The sequence below is a fragment of the Neolewinella persica DSM 23188 genome, from assembly GCF_000373105.1.
GTDB lineage: Bacteria > Bacteroidota > Bacteroidia > Chitinophagales > Saprospiraceae > Neolewinella > Neolewinella persica.
This window is the reverse complement of sequence record NZ_KB890437.1, coordinates 76,369-96,641: the sequence shown is the minus strand read 5'-3', so window position 1 is coordinate 96,641 and position 20,273 is coordinate 76,369. Positions and strand designations below refer to the sequence as shown.

Annotated in this window: 11 protein-coding genes; 5 read left to right on the top strand and 6 right to left on the bottom strand. The window is 43.9% G+C overall.

All coding sequences use genetic code 11. From position 1 onward, the window contains the following. On the bottom strand, positions 1 to 215 hold a 215-nt coding region (locus B036_RS34145), incomplete at its 3' end, for a hypothetical protein (protein WP_026232046.1). A gap of 266 nt (positions 216 to 481) precedes the next feature. Here B036_RS34145 and B036_RS0116250 point away from each other — a divergent pair. From B036_RS0116250 to B036_RS0116230, 5 genes are read left to right on the top strand one after another with little or no spacing between them, the layout of a single operon-like run. Beyond that, on the top strand, positions 482 to 1,492 hold the full coding sequence (locus B036_RS0116250) for a helix-turn-helix transcriptional regulator (protein WP_020569788.1): 1,011 nt from the start codon (positions 482 to 484) through the stop codon (positions 1,490 to 1,492). A 42-nt stretch (positions 1,493 to 1,534) separates the two neighbouring features. Continuing rightward, complete coding sequence (locus tag B036_RS0116245; protein ID WP_020569787.1) at positions 1,535 to 4,069, top strand: N-6 DNA methylase; 2,535 nt, start codon at positions 1,535 to 1,537, stop codon at positions 4,067 to 4,069. Positions 4,070 to 4,086: 17 nt separating this feature from the next. Next, positions 4,087 to 5,019, top strand: coding sequence for a hypothetical protein (locus tag B036_RS0116240; protein ID WP_020569786.1), 933 nt, complete (start codon positions 4,087 to 4,089; stop codon positions 5,017 to 5,019). 54 nt (positions 5,020 to 5,073) lie between these two features. Further along, positions 5,074 to 6,204: a pentapeptide repeat-containing protein gene (locus B036_RS0116235; protein ID WP_020569785.1), complete on the top strand. Its 1,131-nt coding sequence runs from the start codon at positions 5,074 to 5,076 to the stop codon at positions 6,202 to 6,204. Beyond that, positions 6,201 to 7,085, top strand: coding sequence for a hypothetical protein (locus B036_RS0116230; protein ID WP_026232045.1), 885 nt, complete (start codon positions 6,201 to 6,203; stop codon positions 7,083 to 7,085). Before B036_RS0116235 ends, B036_RS0116230 begins: the two co-directional genes overlap by 4 nt. A gap of 11 nt (positions 7,086 to 7,096) precedes the next feature. On the opposite strand, the gene B036_RS0116225 is transcribed toward B036_RS0116230, so the two are convergent. Genes B036_RS0116225 through mads5 form a run of 5 tightly spaced genes read right to left on the bottom strand, consistent with a single transcriptional unit; the run spans position 7,097 to position 20,269 of the window. Further along, entirely contained in the window at positions 7,097 to 7,804 is a 708-nt protein-coding gene (locus tag B036_RS0116225; RefSeq protein ID WP_020569783.1) for a PP2C family protein-serine/threonine phosphatase, read from the bottom strand. Next, on the bottom strand, positions 7,801 to 13,233 hold the full coding sequence (gene mads8 / locus B036_RS0116220; protein ID WP_026232044.1) for a methylation-associated defense system ATP-binding protein MAD8: 5,433 nt from the start codon (positions 13,231 to 13,233) through the stop codon (positions 7,801 to 7,803). Before mads8 ends, B036_RS0116225 begins: the two co-directional genes overlap by 4 nt. Next, positions 13,230 to 14,780 (bottom strand): methylation-associated defense system protein MAD7, encoded by a 1,551-nt coding sequence (gene mads7 / locus B036_RS0116215; protein ID WP_020569781.1) that lies wholly within the window; start codon positions 14,778 to 14,780, stop codon positions 13,230 to 13,232. The genes mads8 and mads7 overlap by 4 nt, the downstream gene beginning before the upstream one ends. Positions 14,781 to 14,783: 3 nt before the next feature. Next, entirely contained in the window at positions 14,784 to 18,911 is a 4,128-nt protein-coding gene (mads6, locus tag B036_RS0116210) for a methylation-associated defense system protein kinase MAD6 (protein WP_020569780.1), read from the bottom strand. Continuing rightward, a complete protein-coding gene (mads5, locus tag B036_RS32255; RefSeq protein WP_020569779.1) occupies positions 18,902 to 20,269 on the bottom strand; it encodes a methylation-associated defense system restriction endonuclease subunit S MAD5 in 1,368 nt (455 codons plus the stop codon). Before mads5 ends, mads6 begins: the two co-directional genes overlap by 10 nt. Positions 20,270 to 20,273 lie beyond the last annotated feature (4 nt).

Here is a 20,273-nt window from a genome sequence, read left to right as displayed (position 1 = left end):
GATTTTTTCGGTTTACTCACGGTACGAGGATTGTGTTTTTTAAGGATGTGCTGGTGGCGCCACTTACGCCAGGCTCGTAGCAATTTAGGGCTAAGCTGGTATATGTCGATAGCCTGAACGTCGGTCAATAGGTCCTCAGCCAGCTCCCCGAGAATGTGGAGTTTTTCTGGGACGCTGAAGTAGCGATTTGCTGTTGAAAATAATAACTCATTCATAATCAATTATTTACAATGACTATGTGGAGCTATTTTAGGGTATAACCCCGTCGCCCATAATTAATCTTATGTTAAGTAAAATTCTTTATTGCATGTCCGCATACTCACCTCGCTTATTCACTTATATATCACCACAGTTATAAGCGATATAGGACTTGCAGCAACCTAACTTAGCCAAAGTCTAAGTACTCAGAAATAATGATACTTTGCCATACTTTAACTTGACAGCGTAATTTTGGGACTTCTTAACAATATGCTATTAATTTATGGCCACCAACAAGCACGCAATAATCCGTTATCATGCGCTCGACAGGTGCTTTGGAAACCCAGGAAGAAAGTTCTTCATTGAGAATCTAATCGCTGCTTGTAATGATGCCCTGTTTGAAGCAACTGGAGTGGATAATGGAGTGAAACGCCGGCAAGTCTTGAACGACATTAAATTCATGGAAAGTGAAGCAGGATGGTCAATCCCGTTAGAAAGACGTCGGGAAGGACGTCGGGTGTCTTTTCGCTATACTAGTCCGTCGTTTTCAATTCGTGGAGAGAGTGTAAACGTAGCTGAAGTGGAACAGATATCAGAGACGTTAGCTATTCTGTCGCGATTTAGTGGACGTCCACAGTTTGAGTGGTTGGAGGAGATTCAAGTAAGATTAGCTTCAACGTTTCAAGTGGCGAATGACTCGACAGCAGTGGTAAGTTTTCAGGAAAATCCTTATTTGATAGGGCTGCGGTACTTCTCAGAACTATTTACAGCGATTACACAAAAACAGGTTTTGTCCATAACGTATCAGGGCTTCACCCAGAACGTAGCCTCAGCACTTGAGTTTCATCCCTGGCTTCTGAAGCAGTACAATGACCGATGGTTTGTACTAGGATACAATGCTGTATTCGGAGGAGTGTCCACTTTAGCTCTTGATCGCATAGGGAGCATCGAAGCATCCGAAGGTACTTACCGGGAGAATGCAGTAATAGACCTATCAGAATATTTTGAAGATGTAGTAGGAGTCAGTATTCCGGAAGAAAGAGCGGTGGAGCGAATCGTCATTTCAATTGACCGGAGGCTTTGGCCGTACATTGAAAGTAAACCACTGCATGGATCGCAAAAGGTTATAGAGAGAAGAGAGACAGCAGTAGTTGTTGAGTTACAACTGATAGTGAATTATGAGTTGCGGAGTGTACTGTTGTCTTACTTACGGGGAATTGAGGTGGCAAAACCGACGTGGTTACGGGAGGCAATAAAAATGGATCTGGAAGTTGCCTTGAAGCGATATATTTAACCTGTGCACGTGTATTGCACACATGGGTGTGTACTTTGTGCCATGGAAATACAGCACTACGATATTTTGTCATCCGCTGATGAAGCTGAAGCATTTGCCATCGAGGCGGCCTTTCAAGAAGAGGTCAAGCGAGCTTTGTCGATGATTGAAGGTGTGGTCCCACCCGGGAATAGTGACTGGATTACTTTTGTTCTACTTCTGTTGTCCACGGCTAGGTATAAGTATCTAGAAAAGGTAGAGGCTGGAGCTTACTTAGTCGATACAATTAGAAAAGGGGAAAATCATCAACTTCATTTCGAAGAGATTCTTCTTAAACTTGCGGAAGGCTGTTCTCCGGTTCAGCTCGACCGGAAGTTGTTAGGTGTGTTACATGAAATTCGCAAAGGAGAGAGCTTTAGAGCAAATTTTGGAGCATTCTTTGAAGCCACCTTGAAACACTTATCTGGAAAGTGGGGTAAAAGTAGTAATGGTAGATTAGCTTCGAATCATGTAAGTCGAGAACTATTGAAGTATGTTGACTTGCCTAAGAGAGCAAGAATCTATAATCCATTTGCTGGGTTTGGTTCCTTAGCTCTGAACCTTCCAGAAGATTCAACCTATTTAGGCCAGGAAATTGACCAGGCGAAGTGCAATTTAGCCCGATTACGTCTCGCCATTCACGGGAAAGAGGCCGATGCTGGTTTTATTGTTGAATGCTCGGACAGCATTTTGAATACTCCTAATCGAGAGCGCTTTGATTTAGTTATTTCTAATCCACCTTTAGGATTGAGACTAAAGAATTACAGTAAGTTCATCACGGAGAGTCGATTAGCAGAAAATTGGGTAATAGAACACGGGGTAGATCTACTGAAGGAGGACGGTCAATTGGTTGTACTAGTTACAATGGGTTTCCTGTTTCGCGGAGGGGCCGATGAGAAGATTCGTAAAAGATTGATAAAAGAAGACTTAATAGACCGGATCATTAAGGTACCAGCTAACTCACCTTTTGCATCAATACCTACAGCTGTGTTGGTTTTGAGCAAACAAAAATCATTAAAGCAAAAGATTAGGGTAGGTGATCCGACAGCTAAGGCTTCTGTAATGAACTTAGATGACTTTGAATCCATTTTCCAAATTGGATTCGAACAGCAATTCAGACTGTTAGGAGAATCCTCCGGAGCGGTAAGACCTAGTTCACAAATGAAGCTCATATCTAATGAGGATGTGATAGCTGCCGGTTACAACCTACTCCCCGAGCGCTATCTTATGCAGGAAGTGGAGGGAATACTCCTGAATGAAATTCTGCTAGAAATAAAGGGAGAACGAGTTCGAGAAACAATCCACGGTGATTTACTTTCGATTAAAAATTTACTGCCTGAGAAGAATGCTGGAGTTACGGGTATTGGTCAAATTGTTAGGGAGCGAGGATCCATTGAAAGTGTACTGTATAGTGAAATACCAAAAGGAAGTATAAGGATTAATCAAAATGCTCTTTTGATTGCAATAAAAGGGAGGAATCTACGACCTACCTTCTTCGTCAAGTCAGAAAAAGATTCAAGGCCATTTTATTTATCAAGGAAGGTAAAAGCATTCAAAGTAGACTATAATAAGGTCTATCCTGCTTACTTGGTCTATCAATTGCGGAATTCTGTTACGCAACAGCAGTTAGAAGCATACCGGTTCGGCAGTACTATACCTCAGTTGCGGGTTAATGATTTTTTACGCGTTCGCATATCTCTTCCATCAGTAGATGAGCAGAAAGCTATAATGAACGAGTTGTCTCGCATCGAAAAGGATATGGAGCAACTGCGGAAGGAACGTGATGCATTAGCTCACGGCCAGCAGGTACAAGATGATAAACGTTATGCAGCCCTTACTCATACATTAGGGCGCCCCGCACATAGTATCTTAACCGGTGCAAAAGTGATTATGAATTTCATCACTTCTCTTGGAGAAGAAGGGGAATCATTAAACCAGCGATATGCTGTCGGCCCAGGTAGAGGAAGGAACCTTTCCGCTACACTGCAATCTTTCAGGAAGGACATCGACTTTATTAAACGAACAATTGATCGTGGTGATAACGGATTTGCGGTAGAAGCGTACTCAAAAACTGAAGTACTGTTATCAGATATCCCCTCAATAGTAAAAGGATTAGGCATTTCTGGGCTACGGTTTGATTTGCAGATCAACGTAGAATCGGACGCCAGCTGGAAGGCAGCTTCAGTTAAAATATCACCTGAACTACTACGGATCTTACTAGAAAACCTAATCACGAACGCTAATAAGCACGGATTCACTAGTAAACAGCCCGGAAACTTGATGCAAGTCAATATAGGCGCAGTAGATGGTTTCCTCACTCTTGATATACGTAATAATGGTGCGCCTTTCCCAAGCAAGATTAATCGTGATGCGTACATTCAAGAGTTTAGAACTAGTGATGACAGCATTGGCCAAGGTTTTGGAGGACATCACATAAACCTCATCGCACGATACTTCGAAAACCCTGACTGGGAGTTAATTTTAGACGAGCATGGCAGCTTCCCGGTACAGTTTGTGTTCAGACTACCAATTTTACTTAACGAAGGGCAAAAGCTCTAACTAAAACCTTTTAAGCCATGAATAATTACTTACCCAAGGTGCTCTGGCTCGATGATGAGTACGAAGACGAAGGAATGCAACAGACTATATCACTAGCGGAACAAGAGGGAATAGAACTAGTCCCCTTCAAATCGCTGGAAGAAGGATTAGAAGAACTAAAGGCTAATCTCGACCACTATGAAGCAGTACTACTAGATGCAATGTTCTTTGAAAAAAAGGATGACGTTGCAACTACTGAGGATACCCTGTACGCGCTTAAAGCAAAGCAGGAAATAGACCGGTTAGCAGAAAACAAGCTGTTAGAAATTTTTGTGCTAACTGGAAAAGTGGGAAAAGGGCATGATATCGACAATAGCTTCGTGAAGGTTTTTGGCGGGCAAGTCTACCGCAAGGGGAATATGGAGGATGAAGACAATCTGTGGCGAAAGTTAAAGGCAGCTGTAGCAAGGCAACCTTCGGCGCAATTACGCTACAAATATCAAAGTGCTCTGGCTGCATGCAATATCATCGGACCACAAGCAGACCTGAAGGTCTTCCATCTCTTAAAAGCATTAGATAACAATACTTTAAATAGCGAGCACCTAAATGCGATTCGTAAAATCGTGGAGCTACTCATTGAAAACATGATATCTCGTGATATCGTACCTCATCAAATTAGCACAATGAATGGTGCCGCATATTATCTCTTGGGACTAAAAGCTCGATCGGATGATGGTAACGGTAGTTTCCAGCTCAAAAAAGGTGATATTCCGGCCGAAGTAGGGAAATTGTTCAACTCACTAGTCTCAACGATCCAGGTCGGCTCTCATGCTAAATGGTTGGACGGACATATCCAAGATATGGGCACTCAGTACTGGACCCAAGGGGCTGTATATCAGCTACTAGCAATTCTCGAATGGTTTAATTTTCAGGTCAGAGAGAGACCACAAGTAACCTACTATACAGTATAAATTGGTTGATCTCCTTGGGCTTTAAAACAACGTGTTGCCAACAAAACAAAAACGATGCTCTTAGCCATTCTAGCATTCACCGTCATCGCCACCCTACTCCTAATAACACTCCTAATTCTTGTCAGCGTAAGTGAGGACAGAGAAGGAGCGATGGCAAGCAAGGCTAAACATTGGCTAAATACCCTTGATGAAGTATTTCCAATGATTGTAATCTTGAGCGTGGCTACCGCAAGTATTGCGGGAATTCTTTTTCTCAACTTATACAAACCAGGAAAAGAAGGTCGAGACGATTACCTATCAAACATCGCTGTAGAGTTAGGAGGAATAGCTTACGAGTTGTTTATTGTGGGTTTAGCATTCGCATGGTACGAAAGACGGAAGGAAAGGAAAGATGCTATTAAAGCCAGAAAAGAGCAACTGGAAAAAGAAGTTAAGCGAGAAATAAGAGTCGAGCGAAACCAAATCCAAAGCTATATCCCATTAAAAACGGATCAGGGTAAAATAGTGATGTGGCAGTCGATCAAACGCCTTAACGATCTTGGGGTCAAGGACATTAACCTAACCCATGCAGACCTCTCCGTCATCGAGGCTTCTAAAGAAGATAACGTGATAAGAACTATTATGCTTGAAAATACAAGCTTTTCGGATGCGTCTTTTGATGGGTTAAACTTGAGTCGCTCAGAATTTATTAACTGCCGGGCTTCGGGCTTTAGTTTTACTAATGCACCAGTCATACACACTAATCGCAGTATGTTCATGCTCAACACAAAATTTGATGGCTCAAGTTTGCAGGACGGAACATTCGCAGGGGCGTATTTAAATGGAGCAAGCTTTAAAAATGTAACTTTCTCGCGAGAAATAAACTTTGAAGGCGCTGATTTAAGAAACGTATCTTTTGATGGAGCCGTTGGGACTAAGATGAATTTCAACCGCTGCTGGGTCAGTGATGATTTCCTAAGTAAGATTGACTTATGGGTCCTTGATCGAAATACTTTCTTTAAGAACCACGTACTAATCATGTGGGAAGAAGCCATCAGCACTCCTAAGTTTGGCCCTTACAAGAATACAAGAGAAATTTGGCATCTGGCCAACATGAACCGCTTCGCAGGAACTACAGACATGATTGCCAAAACAGGAGCTACTACGATAGTGCTTCTTGAAACGCATGAAAATGAAGAAGAATGAGCGTAAGAGTAATAGGAATCGACCCCGCAGCTTCCAGCAAAGGCAGCTACTTATGCGACGGTAAAAAAATATGGAAAGCAAGTTCCAGTGAGCTGGCCATGTTACTGAAGCAATGGCACGATTCAGCAGATCGTTATCTGCTATGTTGGGACTCTCCTCTCACTGTGCCAAGTACCACTGTAAAAGACCATAACGATCTAGTACCGGGTTGTTTTTCGACAAGAAAAATAGAAGCCAGTTACCTCATGGAGAGGGGCGAAGGAGCTAAGAAAAAAGACGGTACTAGATCCCCGCCACTAATTGCCGGAACAAAGGATGAGAAAGGCAGACAAATACTTCCCTCCGGTATATTTGTCGGTCATTATACAGGAGTCCCCCATTGGGCAATCTCTCAGTACATGCTAGGCTATCCAAATGTAGGTGGTAAGATGGGAGTATCTAGAAACGATTACAAGCTTATCAGCGAACAGCCTCACAATAATCAGTTGCTTCAGGATTCAGTAGTAGAAGTCCATCCTGCCCTTAGCGCCTACTTGTGGGTTAAAGACTCTGAAGATGGAAAGAAAGTCAAAAGTTGGAGATACAAGACTAATAAAAAGGTACAAGATGATCAGATAAGAAACCTGACACCTTCAGGCTTTTACAGCTTACTCCGAAAGGAGCTGAAGGAGAAAACAAACATCCAACTTCCTCTTTGCTTATCAGAATGGCGAAAAGATAAGAAATCAATACAGGATCGAAAAATAACTGATGATGAGTTTGACGCATTCGTAGCTTGGCTTCTGGGAAGAATATGGCTAGACAGTAACAATGTTGAATTAGCGGGGAATGCAGCTACTGGATCATGGCTAATTCCAACTTCATCAAAAACTGAACCCTAAGTTCCACTCATCTATCCGATCACTCTCAGCCCCACCAACGAACAATTATCCTCCCCTACCTCCAAAGTGCGCGTTTCTATCAACCGCACCAATTCAGCCAGCTCAGCGCCATTCCGGTAAAGCCCTTCGATCTCAGTACTATTCAAAGTCTCCTCTACCCCATCCGAGTAAACCACAAAAGTATCAATCTCGGAAACGCTGTTAACGATATGAGTATCGATGGCCACTTTAGTGGCGACCCCTTGAACAGCACGAGTTACAACATGCCGGTATTTCTCTGTTCTGGAAGCATCACGAATAGAGCCGCTGTCAAGCAGCTCATTCATCAATGAATGTGACCTGGATTCAAAAGTTAACTTGCCCTGCCGGAAATGCAGCACCTTCACATCGCCAACCCAAAAGCAAACAGCCGAGTCGCCTTGAAGGAGAACTCCACCTACCGTAGCTCCGATCTTTTTCCCCGTTAGGTTAGCAACAGCCATCAACTCGGCCCCCGCATTATCAATAGCTACTTGTAGGTCAAGACCATCAGATTCGGCTCCAGTAACTTGCTCCACAATGCTTTCAGCAACAATCTTAGCGGCCAGGCTCCCGTTAGCATACCCGCCCATTCCATCTGCAATTAAGATCAGATAGCTTCCTGGACCAATACTCTTGCACAAGACATAGTCCTCATTAGTAATACGTTCCCCTCGATGTGAAAAAGTTATCGACTTCATGAATCTCCGGTTGCTTGAATAGTCCCACCCCCGTGTTTCGTTACGCGGGGTCGGGTAGATATTTTGATTGGCTTGTTAGAGACGCTTTTATCAGTTGCTTTCGTAGCCCAAAGAAATCCTTCTCCGGGGGTCAGATTGCTCATCTCTAGTGGAGAGAGAATACTGGTCTGTGTAATCGACCGCTGGATATGCTTAAGCCACTGCGGACTATTAAACTTATGCATCAACACGATGCTACTCAGTTCAATAATTTCGTTAGGGAGACTTGGAGGGTCTTGGCTCGCAATCATTATGCTCACTCCTTTGTGTCGCATCTCACGAATAGCGGTTACAATATTTCCTGTAAGGTCTCTATTCCCCATATACTTATGCGCCTCATCGAAAACGATAAACTTATTGAAGTGCTGATCCTGGTAGTTCTTAACACTCGAGAAGATGTTTAGCATGATCACGAAAAGACCAAGTGCCTCGTCCTTCTCAATAAATTCATCCCTAAGGTCAACAATTACCAATCTTCCTGGCCGTAAAAGATCTCTAAGCACGAACCCACTATTCACATAGTCACTCGCAAAACTCAATCGTTGCCGGGCCAGTGATTTTTGCGAATTGGAAAGCAACTCAGAAGCTTCTACGCTATCACTTATCGCCTCGATTGACAGGTTTCTGCGATGTTCCTTCATGATCGCTTTCAACTGCTTGATGTAAGTCGAGTCATTACCAATAGCTCCCAACAAGAACATCCAATCTTGTACATTCAACTCCCTCGGGTGGAAAGAGATCGGATGCACTTCAATGGAAGGGTATTCTGCCCTCCGCTCTTCTACTTTATCCCGAGGGGTCAGCAAAATTACATCCTCTACCCTATCAGGCTCAGCTCCGTATTCTGAACGTAGCTTCTGTAGTTCTCGTTCGTTATCGTTCGGATAGATCATGGACGTAAACTCAGGTTCATAATCCATACTTTCACTGTAGTGAAAGATCACCCCTGCTAGTGGCGATGGTAGCTTGTTTACCTGGTCGAACTGTTTAAGTACCATCTCACTTACCGTACCAATAGTGTAGCTTTTACCGCCTCCTTGCACGCCGAATAAGCTGATAGTATTCGTTTCACTAAGGTCAATCGCAATGCGCTTGCCGTGTATACTTTTCCCCAGCATCCCGAACTGAGCACCTGGAGAATTCTTACCAACCAAAATATCAAAAGAAGGAGCAATGTGTTTCTTCGGCGGTTCAGACACAGCCGGCAGATCATCCAGAATTTGGTCTGAAGAATTTAGCGGCTCAACAGGTTGAGGAGGTTCTACTACTTCTTTTGGGGCAACCTCAGTGTCCTCAACCTCCAAATGAGATAGTAGAATTTTCTGTTCCTCCGCTACTGTCGCTGCAACGGGCTCTGCTACTATGTCAACTCCGTACTTCTGGACAAAAGGCTTCAGCTCATCGCCAAACCCCAGTGACGCGGCAAAGTCATTATCAAACCCTTCGTGTTCTAGTCTTCTGGTATTAAGATCTGAATCAGGATCAAGTATTTCCTGAATCAGCTTTCTCCCAAACGTAAAGAAGGTTAACTCGCTATCCACAACTTCTTTTTCGTGACGCTTCTGGGCGGAGAAATCAAAAATCAGTCCCAGTTGCTGAAACTTGAAGGAGAATCCTCCATCTAGCTGTTGAATAAAGTCAATATAGGTATTGTAAGCATTCGACGAGAGATACTCGTAGCGGTAAGCTCGTTCAACGTAAAAGGTAAGTAATGATCGCAACTCCTTATTCTTAATCTCCCGGTCTAACCGGTCGTGGGAAAGATGATACTCCGGATCAAAATTGAAGCGAAGGGCTTCAATCGTATTCAAAATTTGCTCCTTCATCCCTATCCTTAGCTCTTCCTTTTGAGCTACCGCAAGAGAAGTCCTGCATTTTAATTCGATTACGTTGATCAAGATTTCACGCTTGTCCGGATCAATCGAAACAAGTAGCGTATCAGCTCTTTTCCTACTCTCTGTATTCAAATCCTCAAAGAGATGCTGATGCAAATCCACCGGAATTAGAAAAGCCTCCGCTAAGTAGCCCTTCTTTTCTAGTACTCTCTTAGCAAAAGCTGAGCCTATAACTTCAAATGCCTTATTCTTAGTTGAATTCAACTGTAGCACCAAAGAACTACTTACAGCTCTCAGGTCTTCCAGCAACCCCTTCACCTTAACCTCGTCGTCAGGCTTGTGTATGTCAAGGCCAAACTCCTCAAAGTGAGGCCCCAGAAGACCCAGCACCTCTGAAGTAGGCCTTGTGGTGAGGTAACTGGAGATACCCGATACTTCCTCTCCAGGTACATAATCCAGTAAGAAAGGTATGTCTCCACTTTTTGCGGGCTGGTCAAACACCTGCGGTCCAATATTCTTATCAAAGGTGACTACCCAGTCTGAATAATCATGAAGATGAGAGAGCAATACCTTGTCCCGATCCTGAAGCACCAGCTTTGTTGATGGTATCGATTGCGTAACTTTAGAGGCTAAGGCTCCCGCAATAAAGGATTGAATACTAGCAAACAGTTTTATACCCGTCGCTCCAGCTCCACCGTAAGGCCTCATCAATGAATTTGGTACAATGAATTTGTTCCACTTTACTTCTTTTCCTGACACCTCCACGGCTACCGTCGGATCTGTGATTAGTCCATTGAGGTAAAAGTTATTCCTATTCTTATCCTCTCTGAGCTTAATAAGCTCATCGGTTACCGGAAAAGGGCTAATTAGAAAGCTAAGATGCGCCGAATAGTCATTAGGGCTTTTCAAGTAGTCTCGAATCTGATTAACCGAGAAGCGTAGCTTAGGGAACAGCCTGTTCTGAGATGGTTGCGAAAAGGCCTCTGCCTCTTCCGAAATATTATACTCAGGATTAATCAAGTTCCGGAGGCCTTCTCCGTGCTCAATGATTCGATCCTCCCCCTTAAATACCCTTACCTCATACTTTATGTTCCTAAACTGATCATCCGCTTCTAAGGCAACCAGAGCATCCGCAAAGACACCTGCCTCCCCTGCATTGAAGAGATTAACAATCAGCTTATCAGTATATGGATGCTGCAACAAATAGTTCTTGAAGTGACGAACGACCAATCGTTGGCTGACATCAGACTCGACAAAGTTATCTTTCGTTACGTTTAGAGACACTCGAAGAAAATGAGTAAGTTGTCGCTTTATCGAAGTAAAACTGCCCCGTTCTGCTTTTTCGTTCGGGCTCAAATACAAGCCCCACCCAAAACAGAGTTCACCTCCGTAGTGGTAACTTTTAAAAGTGCCTGGCTTAACTAAAACCAACGGGCTGTTCTCAGGTATAAGCGCTCCGGTAAAAAACCTTTCTAATTTCTTCGGCCAGTCTTTTTGATAACCTGGATATGCCTGTGTCTTTTCTTCCCAATCGTGAAACACTTCAATCAATTGACTGGTCCAGGCAAGGCGCAAAGGGTGTAATGGCGACATGAGTAACGCTTCAACCTTATTCCCATTGGGAAGATAGGACCGTACCTTGGCCATATCCAAAAGCTGTAGCTCCGTCAAAAACTGCTGAAGCTTTTGCCGCTCTTCCGTTGCTAGCTCATCACTTGCCATCTGATTTTGAAGCGCAGTGGTCCACTGGGTAAACCGACGTATGTATTCCTTTATCTCATCATCAAAGGAGAAAATATTCGCGGTCTCAAAGACCCCGTTCCCCTCCTTATTAGAAGCTCTTATTCTCGAGAAAATAGAGTTCCGCAGCTTCAAAATTGGCTGAGGAATCATGCTGTTCAACTGGCTACCCCTAAATTCAATTGAACTGAACCCGGCTACTGAAGAGTTTTTATCCAGCGTAGCCTCTACAAACCCAAAATTGTTCGCATTCTTAAGGAACACTTCCTCTATTTCCCTAAGCTTGGTAGATAAACTAATCTGAAAATTTTGATTCGTTGCGTAGTGTATGTGATAGGTAGAAACAAGCTTTCGCGTACTGTCATTTATCCAGGTGTCGGAATCTTCCGATGAAACCGGAACAACAGCTTCTTCTCCATTTTTTAAACGGTCGATCCTAAACCTGAAATATGCCTGTAGTACGTTTTTCAGCTTAACCTTCTTCTCACTTTCCGATTCATCTTGTGACGCATTGTCTATTGAATAGTAAAAGTCTTCAGAGTCACAGGTTAGTTTTCGGTTAAGCATGACCTTATTCGCCTCCTCGTCTTGCAGCTTAGTTTCTTCCCAGATCGCCTGAACAGCAGGCTCTTTAAATCGATCATCGAAATTCAGAACCGTACCAAACTCATCTTCCGCCAGCACTTTTAGAAAATAAGACCCCTCCTCTATTATGTTTGGGTTCAACTCCACCGTTATGTCACGATGCCCCCTAGGTGAAGCAGAGTTCTTGGCTTTTCTCAAAGTCATCATCTCCTCCCCTGCCCCTCCGTTGACAGCCATCAGTTTAACTACGAAATACCTTAGATTGACTACATCTTTCGGTTTTGGATTCGTCCATATACGCACCCTCAACTTTGTAACCTTTGAACTCTTTCCGACCAGATATATGTCACCACCTTCTTCTTTTAGATCAGAACTCTTCAGATGCTCTACCGTGAGCTTGATATGCTGAAAGTCAAGATCTGGAATAGTCCAGTTGGCAAAGTTGAGATCACTATAGTTCTGATGGATGATCCGGCAAATACTGGAAGCTGTTCTCGCTTCTCTTTCCTTTTTTAAGAACCCAACGATACCTTTTTGAATCGTCTTCGGCTTAAGGGGTAACTCCCCTATTCGATCGTTAAGTGGACGATCAAAAGAGCTAAGAACACCAATACTGTCCTGATTAGAGTTAAGACGGTATTTTATCTTTTCTGATGCTGAAAGCAAAATAGAATCAGGGATCATATTAAGTAGATAGACGGAATTACCAACGTTCTCGTCGGAGTAGCCATCGTCACTTAAAGCGATTAAATAGGCAATGATATCAGCGGTGGTAACACTTCCCGGCTTAAGTGAAGCTAAAATTTCGTGTATCGCCGGCTTATAGGCTTTAGGTACTTCTGCCAGAAGCTGTACCTTAAGTTCACCTTCTAATCCACTTACACGAATCTCTTTGAATGTTGCGTTCCCGTAGGAATCTTCTGCGGCAGTCCTACTATTGGCGGGAATGAGTACAAGCAATGGATCAGCTTGCTGATTCCTCCGTTCAATCAGCTTAGTTGCCGATATATAACGCTCACCCGCTTTTTCATCAGCAATGATGTAAGTACTAAGTCCAGGATACTGATCTCGAAGTAAATCCCACAGATATTCTAACTCATTCGCTCCGAACCCTGTAATTTTCATACAGTGACCCGGCGTTTTTGACGCAAATTCCTGCGCATAGGTTTCCAACATCAAGCGGATAATCCGCTGATAGTAAGAACTCAAAGATGTTGCTGCTTGTGTCATAAGTTATAGCGGGGTCTTATTTTCTGCAGAATGTAGGCATCACTCAGGTCATTATAAAATCCAATTTGGCGTAGCTTATTCTTGAAAAACTCTACATTCTCCTTAAATGCCAGATGGGTGTTAAGTACGGCTCCTTCATATCTTGGCTCTTCCAATCCGTTTATAATAAGCCCGTAGCGGTCACGTAAGTTGGCAATCAACTCCTCTATTGATAAACTCTTAGTCGTGAACGCACCATCTTTAACATCCAGCACCAGAATCTGGACCAGGGTTTCAAGGAGACGCGTTCCCATCACAAACCGTCGAGGATGCTTTTTACTCCTGCCTTGAGCCAGGAATCCGTTCTCCGAATTATTGAAAGAGAGATTAGCTAGTAGTCGCCGGTACTCTACAAACTGACGCTTACTCTTTTGATTCATCAGCAGCGCCAGATACTTGTCAAAGTAGCTGTCCTCATACTGTACAATTTCTTCTACTAAGCGACTATCTTCCTCGTCCAAATTGCCCACCGCTTGGTTCCAAACCGCTTTCATATAAGGCTCAAAATCATCCGGCCGGTCTTTCAATACGGACAATGCTCGCGGAAGATCGTCGCTGTCAGTACGGTCTACATCAAGGTAGCCTAGCGCAATGTTTATCTTGAAGGAAGCCTCTAGGTAAGGATATATCGAGTTATACAATTTTGTGGCATCTTCAATCGCATCTACTGATATCCTACTATCAAAGTTGTCCGTACAATCAACAACAACGCTCCAATCGGGCTGAACCTCTGTAGTACCTTCCTCAACCATCTTAGGAAGCAAATGAATTAACTTTTGCAGGTAGCAAGAAAGATGAAAGGCAGTAATAATCTTGAAGTAATTAATAAGCACACTTCTGGGAATCACCCCCTTATAAACTAGTAAGCGACGAACATCATCACAGTATAATGCCGCATCCTCAGGCAGTATTGGCTGTATATTGGTTATTGATGATTGACTCTTGATGAATCCAGGGGCAATACTTTTTACCAGCTTGAGAACTCCTAGACTGTCTACGTCCATATCCACCGACTTAATCGTATTCGTGGTCGGGTCCCAACCCTCCGTTAAAAACTTGCGGAGCGCATCTCTCACCTGAGTATCTGCCCCCAGCATAGTGTAAACCTGATCCGCGGAATAGTAGTCTCTGACCCTTTTCGCATTACGTACCCGGTAGCTTTCAATATGGATTGGCCGTAAAGAAGAGATCGATTCATTGTCAACTTGACCCCGGTTTACTAGATTTAGAAGATTGGTTCTTAACCACAGGGTACTGGCTTTGGGGTAGTCTAAAAAGCCTTCAATCTCTCCCGCTTTTTCTAGGCCGGAAAATACCTGCGTAAATTTATCCAGATCAATATCTACACTCGTCCCTCGCCGTGCTCGCTGTTGCGGACGTTGCCCCTCCCACTGTAGCAGCATGTAAAGGTTTATCAGCGTATTGTCCAGATTTACAGCTTTAGCATCAATGCTAAAAACTAGGTCGTTTCTGAAGATCGAGTCTTTATTTCCAAGCTTGATAGCCATAACTTAGTTGATTTCAAAGGGCTTAAAAACAAGATGGTTCTCAGCTGTCCGTACAACCTGAAAGAAGGCATTATTATCTTCCGTCAGTAGCACTCGATCGTACTTCAGATTTTCTAAAAGGTTCTTGAAGATTAACAACTCAATGAACTTTCCCCTTAGATCATTCAACGAAGGACTAAACCCTTGCTGGATAAAGTACAGCATTTCGTAAAGGTCAAGGGAAATAGTCAACCGAATATGCGGCTCCGCTTTGTGCCTGAAAACCAAACTGTCTGGTTCATATTCCAGGTAGGTTACCAGATGCCGGGTTTCATTCACAAACAGCTCAAAATCCTCTAGTGGGAACAGCCGGAACGATTTTGCAAAAGGATCCTTCACTTCTGTAGAAGCCAGCACTAGAAAATCACGATCAATACCCTCGTTATCACAGCCTTCGTTGAGTGAGATAGCCCGCGATATGCCATACTTAGTTTTGCCCGTTTTATCCCCGTTTTTCAGCACTTCTAGAAACTGAAAAACGGAATGGTAAGGCAAACGGTCCAGGTAGAACGGCATCTGGCTGCCCTCTCCTTCTGCATCACTTTCCACAAGAATCGACCGCGAGGCTCCTTCAAAGTACTGATGTCGGATAAATACCTTCTGAAGATCCTTTATCTGTTGTAAAACCTCGACGGACTGATCGTGCGCCGGCACAAGAATTTTTTGTGCATTGAACTTGGCTAGCAGATCAGTATCTCTGTCCGAAAAGGGAAGAAAATCTTTAGCCTGGTGATGCCCAAAATAAAGGTCCCGGTCAAGATCAGGGATCGACACCTCTCCGATATCGGTCTCCCGCAGCAAGTGAATCAACCGATCTTGCTCTCCTCCATCCTTCAACCTAGGGTTCGTAATATTGAAATAGTAATACTGCCAGTACTTTTCGGGATCTAGGCGATGTGTCTCTATGAGCGACTCCACTTCATTACACCGGTAGTCACGCGTTAACGTAAAGGCAATGAATGACCGTAGATCACGCATCGTTACGTGCAACTCTCGCTTCAGACTAGCCGCTTTCAGCACCCATTCCATGCGAGTTGTAACGGATTCCCCCGAGGCTTCGTCGTTAAAACTATCAACGTTATACTTTATGAAACAACGATCCGCGAGAGCACAACCTTCACATTTCTTCCACAACGACTTCTGAGTGAGCGCGCGCATCTGCTGCCGGAACAAGGAAGGGGTATCTGCATCACTAGCGACAACCGAACGCAAGTTCAGGTTAATAATCATAAGCCCTTCAGGAAGTTCGTGATGCCCTTCCTCATAAAAATAGTCTTCAATAACCTGCGCTAAATCCTGATGCCCCCCCGAAGTCTGCAAGAACTCAACCAGCCGCCCTTCATTGATAGCAATTATCCTCCCTTCACTAGCTTCGCTATACTTATCCAGCCCAGCAAATGGGGCAAAAAAGTCTTCCAGTACTTGATCATTCAATCGCTCTTCCTCGTCCTGAGATCCATCGTAGTTACTCTCGTACGCCGTCCCCCCAATTGAAAACCGAGCACCGTTCTTATTCCCAAATCGCTCTAAGGATCGAACTTGATCATCCCGCTCTATCCGTTGGATGAAAGCGGTCTTACCATCACCAGCGTTACCAGTGATAATAACCAACTTAAACTTACCATCAAGAATAGCTGGAACCAGTTTCTTATCCAGTTTCGTCTCGGTATAGGTCAAATCATCGTACACACTGGAGTAGACACTAGCACGAGTCCCTGCGTTCCCGTGTCGTGACTGACTGTAAAGAGAATTTACGTAGTCGATATATCCAGGATGTTCAGTCTCCAAAACAGGATCAGCAGACTTCCCTTTAGCGACCTTTTCAGCCAGTACGTTTTCCGGCCCGATTGCCCTTAATGCATCAAGCATCTCCTGCGCGGATGTAAATCGTGATGATTTATCGGTAGCAATGGCCTTCAAAAGAAAATCAGCAAATGGCTGAGAAAGTAACGGCTGATGGCCTTTTGGCGAAATAGGTGGCTTCCCCATCAACGGAAACCGCTTTTTCCAAGGGTACTGCTTACACACCAGCTCATATAGTGTAATCCCCAAAGCAAAGGTATCTGCGGAGCTGTCCCACGCTACCTGATGGTTATTGATCAAATCAGGTGCTAGGTAGGGGTTGGTCCCAACAAAGTCTTTATTGTCTTCTGCGAAAGACGCAACGTTAAAGTCGATCAAGACAAACCGTTCCTTCTTATCCCAGACGATGTTCTGCGGCTTGATATCACGGTGAAATATCGGCTGCTCCATTCCCTGCATCGCCACCAGTGCCGATAAAATATCTACCCCAACCTTATATACGGTAGATATAGGAAGCTTCGCATCTGTCCGGGTATAGGTGTTCAAACTTTCCCCTTCCAAAAACTCCATCAACGTGAAAAACTGCCCGTTGTTAGAAGACCCGTTCCAGATGAACTTCACAATATTGGGATGTGTCAGTTGGATCAAGGCACCATATTCATCCAGCGCCGAGTTAAGCGAAACACTTTCGTTGAAAAGCTTCAGGGCAAAGTAATTACCCTGGATGTTGTGTTTCACTTTGAAAACACGCGAATAGCCGCCTGCTCCCAGAATCTCATGAATGATGTAATCATTCCCAATCCGATCCCCTTCTTCCAGATCATAAGAATCAATTACTCCCTGCTCGGGTGTTGGCACAGCAGGGGCCAAAGAAGAATCTTCCTCCATAGCCGTTACTATAAAGGCCTCAAACTCATCAAGCGTGCCCCAGCGTGCCTCATCGTCCGTCAAGATAGTATGCCCGCAAAGTTCGTCTAACCATTTGGGCAGGGCCGGATTAATAGCCGTAGGTAACCGATCCGCCGACAACCGTCCGCCCATTTTATTCAGGGCATAGGGAGTCTTTACCGGCTCCTCCCCTGTAAACAGCCAGTACACCAGCACCCCTAAAGAGTAGATATCTGATCGCCTGGAAGCCTCCCCCACCGTCAGTTCTAGTGGATGATAAGCAGTAGTATTAGACTCCGTCAGGGTCGCCATCACCGTGTACCCCTTCGCCTGGTGGTCTGAGAAATAGGACTTACCAAAGTTGCCTAGTCGCGCATAACCACCGCTCAAAAAAACGTTATCCGGGTTAATATCACGGTGAAAAATATTCTCTTTATGTGCTTCCTTTAGCGCATCAATCAGATTCCGTACTATCCGGAGTTTCTCCGAAAAAGTAAAGGTCTGATGGTAGGCCTCAGCGCGTAGCGAATTCCCATCGAGATAGTCTGAAATCTCATAAAACAGGTGGTTCTCTTCGTCAATCTTGAAAGCGACGTTAAGAATAAAAGGATGCGCTTTGATCTTATGTAGGGCAGTGTATTGATTCTTTATCATCTCCTCCCGCCGCTCCAGTTCTATCGGGCTCAGACCGTTGACTTGAAGACTATACTCCCGAATCCGCTTGCGTATCGAAGAAGTAACCCCTTTCGGTTTCACCAGATACTCCACAAAGTTGACATCCTGCTCCAATATCTCAAGTATCTCATACCCCTGCACCTCCCGCTTCTCTTCCGGCTTCCGCTGGCTCTGTACTCCGGTCAGATAGTCTACGATCCCCTTTTTTATATCCCGAATATCATCGCGCCGCTTACCCACCCTTCCTGGGTCAGTTAGAAAATCAATCAACTGCTCGTTCAGCTCAAACGTCAGCTTTCCTGACTCTTCCCACAATGATGGTCGTACACTATTTGGGTAGGACAGCGTCACCGTAGATTGTATCCACGCCTTACCCCATCGGTATTCCTGTTCTTTCAACTTCGACGCCAGGATACTCGTTTTCTTACGTAACGTCTTATGCGGGTTAGGCCGCTCCCGATCATTATGATACCAGTAGTTATCATCCCCTTCTATCCGCCCTTTCCAGTCTTTGTTCTCGATATTGTACACTGCGTGTGGAGCCACCAGCACCACATCGTACTCCCAAAATTGCGTTCGGTTGTTTCTTGGGTTAGTCGACGCGATCTCAATGTTTGGGATCAGTACATAGCTATCCGGCAACTGCCCTTCAAGAAACTTAAGCAGCCGATCTTCCCCCTTATTTACCGGCCCTTCCGAATGAGGCGGATGGATGATTACTGCCATGATTCAATCTCTTTTTCTACTAAGTTTCTCGCTTGTTTCTCACAGCTGAAAGCTCTTTCTTGACTCTCTAAGTATAGTCTAGATTTTGAAACAATTTCGTCGTATGAGTCCGACAATAGTGGAACCCTAAGGCTTTTTATTTGGTATGTATCAAGGTGTCGCTGCCCAGTACCATATGAGAAACTCTTCAGTATTACTTGTCCAGCTTTGGATTGTAAAAAAGGAAAAAGGTAATAGTTAAAGTCAGACCCTTTTTTTGGAATAATTCTAACCAAGTTGTTAGTCGCTGCAAAGCCATCAAAATATTCAGGTACAATTGAACAGTTCCCCATAGTGACAGGACTTCCTGAATCCTGAATAGCAATCCACCCCTTCCTTAAAACATAGTTATCAATATTTGGCATCTTTTTAGACAAAAAAGAATTAACATTAGGAAATACTTCAAGTAAATTTGTCCCGCTTAGGAAAGGTACTCCAAACAGAGGGTTGTCAACTCGCATACGCTTAAATATGCCTGGAGTAAACACATCTCCCGACTTCTCTGCGACCTCAGCTAAATCATATTTAGCCGCAAGCTCTTGATAATACTCTTCAAATGCAGAAAGATTTGCATGTGCATCAAATCTTAGTCTTCTCTTCTCAAATTGTGATCGATCAGAGAGATATACATGTTTGCCTTCTAACTCTCCCACATTTTGATCAAATATTGAGATTGCCTCTCGCATCATACGATCCGCCTCCTCCCGAAGTCCAGCCGCTTCAGTAATTAAATTATGAATCTGCTCTTGCAGTACATCTGGAAAGAGTGGAACAGGAAGGACCGTTAAATGATGAGGCTCAATATGCTTCACTACCCCACCGTAGCTTGCTTGCGTTAATAAAGCGTATCCGTACTTTGAAGCAAGAAAAGCGTATAGGTATCCCCTAAGAGTATTTGCTTCGTTTGGGATTATCCTTATAAGGTCATCGGTGCCAACGAGATCATCAAATATACCATTTGTGAAAATAGTATTCCCCAGTGTTCCAGACCGAGAAACTAAAATACTGCCCTTGAGAATACGGAGGCGATTAACGTCTTTAGTATACTTTTTAGAAATGAATTTTGTGCCTCTCGGATTAGTTTTCATCATGTCTGAGGCTGTTAGAAATTGGTGACCGTGCTGATCATTAGAAACATAGGTTCTCTTGAAAATATTTCCAGAGAAAATTTCCGTAGTTTCCTCTTCCAACGTTGATATTTTATAAGGAGAAGATTCGAACTTCCGTAGGGTCTCTGGCCCATCGCTAAGATGGAAAGCAGCATCAATTCTCAAATCGCTATCGCTGATCACCGAAGAGTCTATGTGTAATAACTTCATTGAT

Bases quoted from the DNA above. Each gene is read 5' to 3' on its own strand.
- B036_RS0116230 (WP_026232045.1), top strand. From the start codon at position 6,201: ATGAGCGTAAGAGTAATAGGAATCGACCCCGCAGCTTCCAGCAAAGGC.
- mads8 (WP_026232044.1), bottom strand. From the start codon at position 13,233: ATGACACAAGCAGCAACATCTTTGAGTTCTTACTATCAGCGGATTATC.
- B036_RS0116225 (WP_020569783.1), bottom strand. From the start codon at position 7,804: ATGAAGTCGATAACTTTTTCACATCGAGGGGAACGTATTACTAATGAG.
- B036_RS0116235 (WP_020569785.1), top strand. From the start codon at position 5,074: ATGCTCTTAGCCATTCTAGCATTCACCGTCATCGCCACCCTACTCCTA.
- B036_RS0116250 (WP_020569788.1), top strand. From the start codon at position 482: ATGGCCACCAACAAGCACGCAATAATCCGTTATCATGCGCTCGACAGG.
- mads5 (WP_020569779.1), bottom strand. From the start codon at position 20,269: ATGAAGTTATTACACATAGACTCTTCGGTGATCAGCGATAGCGATTTG.
- B036_RS0116240 (WP_020569786.1), top strand. From the start codon at position 4,087: ATGAATAATTACTTACCCAAGGTGCTCTGGCTCGATGATGAGTACGAA.
- mads6 (WP_020569780.1), bottom strand. From the start codon at position 18,911: ATGGCAGTAATCATCCATCCGCCTCATTCGGAAGGGCCGGTAAATAAG.
- B036_RS0116245 (WP_020569787.1), top strand. From the start codon at position 1,535: ATGGAAATACAGCACTACGATATTTTGTCATCCGCTGATGAAGCTGAA.
- mads7 (WP_020569781.1), bottom strand. From the start codon at position 14,780: ATGGCTATCAAGCTTGGAAATAAAGACTCGATCTTCAGAAACGACCTA.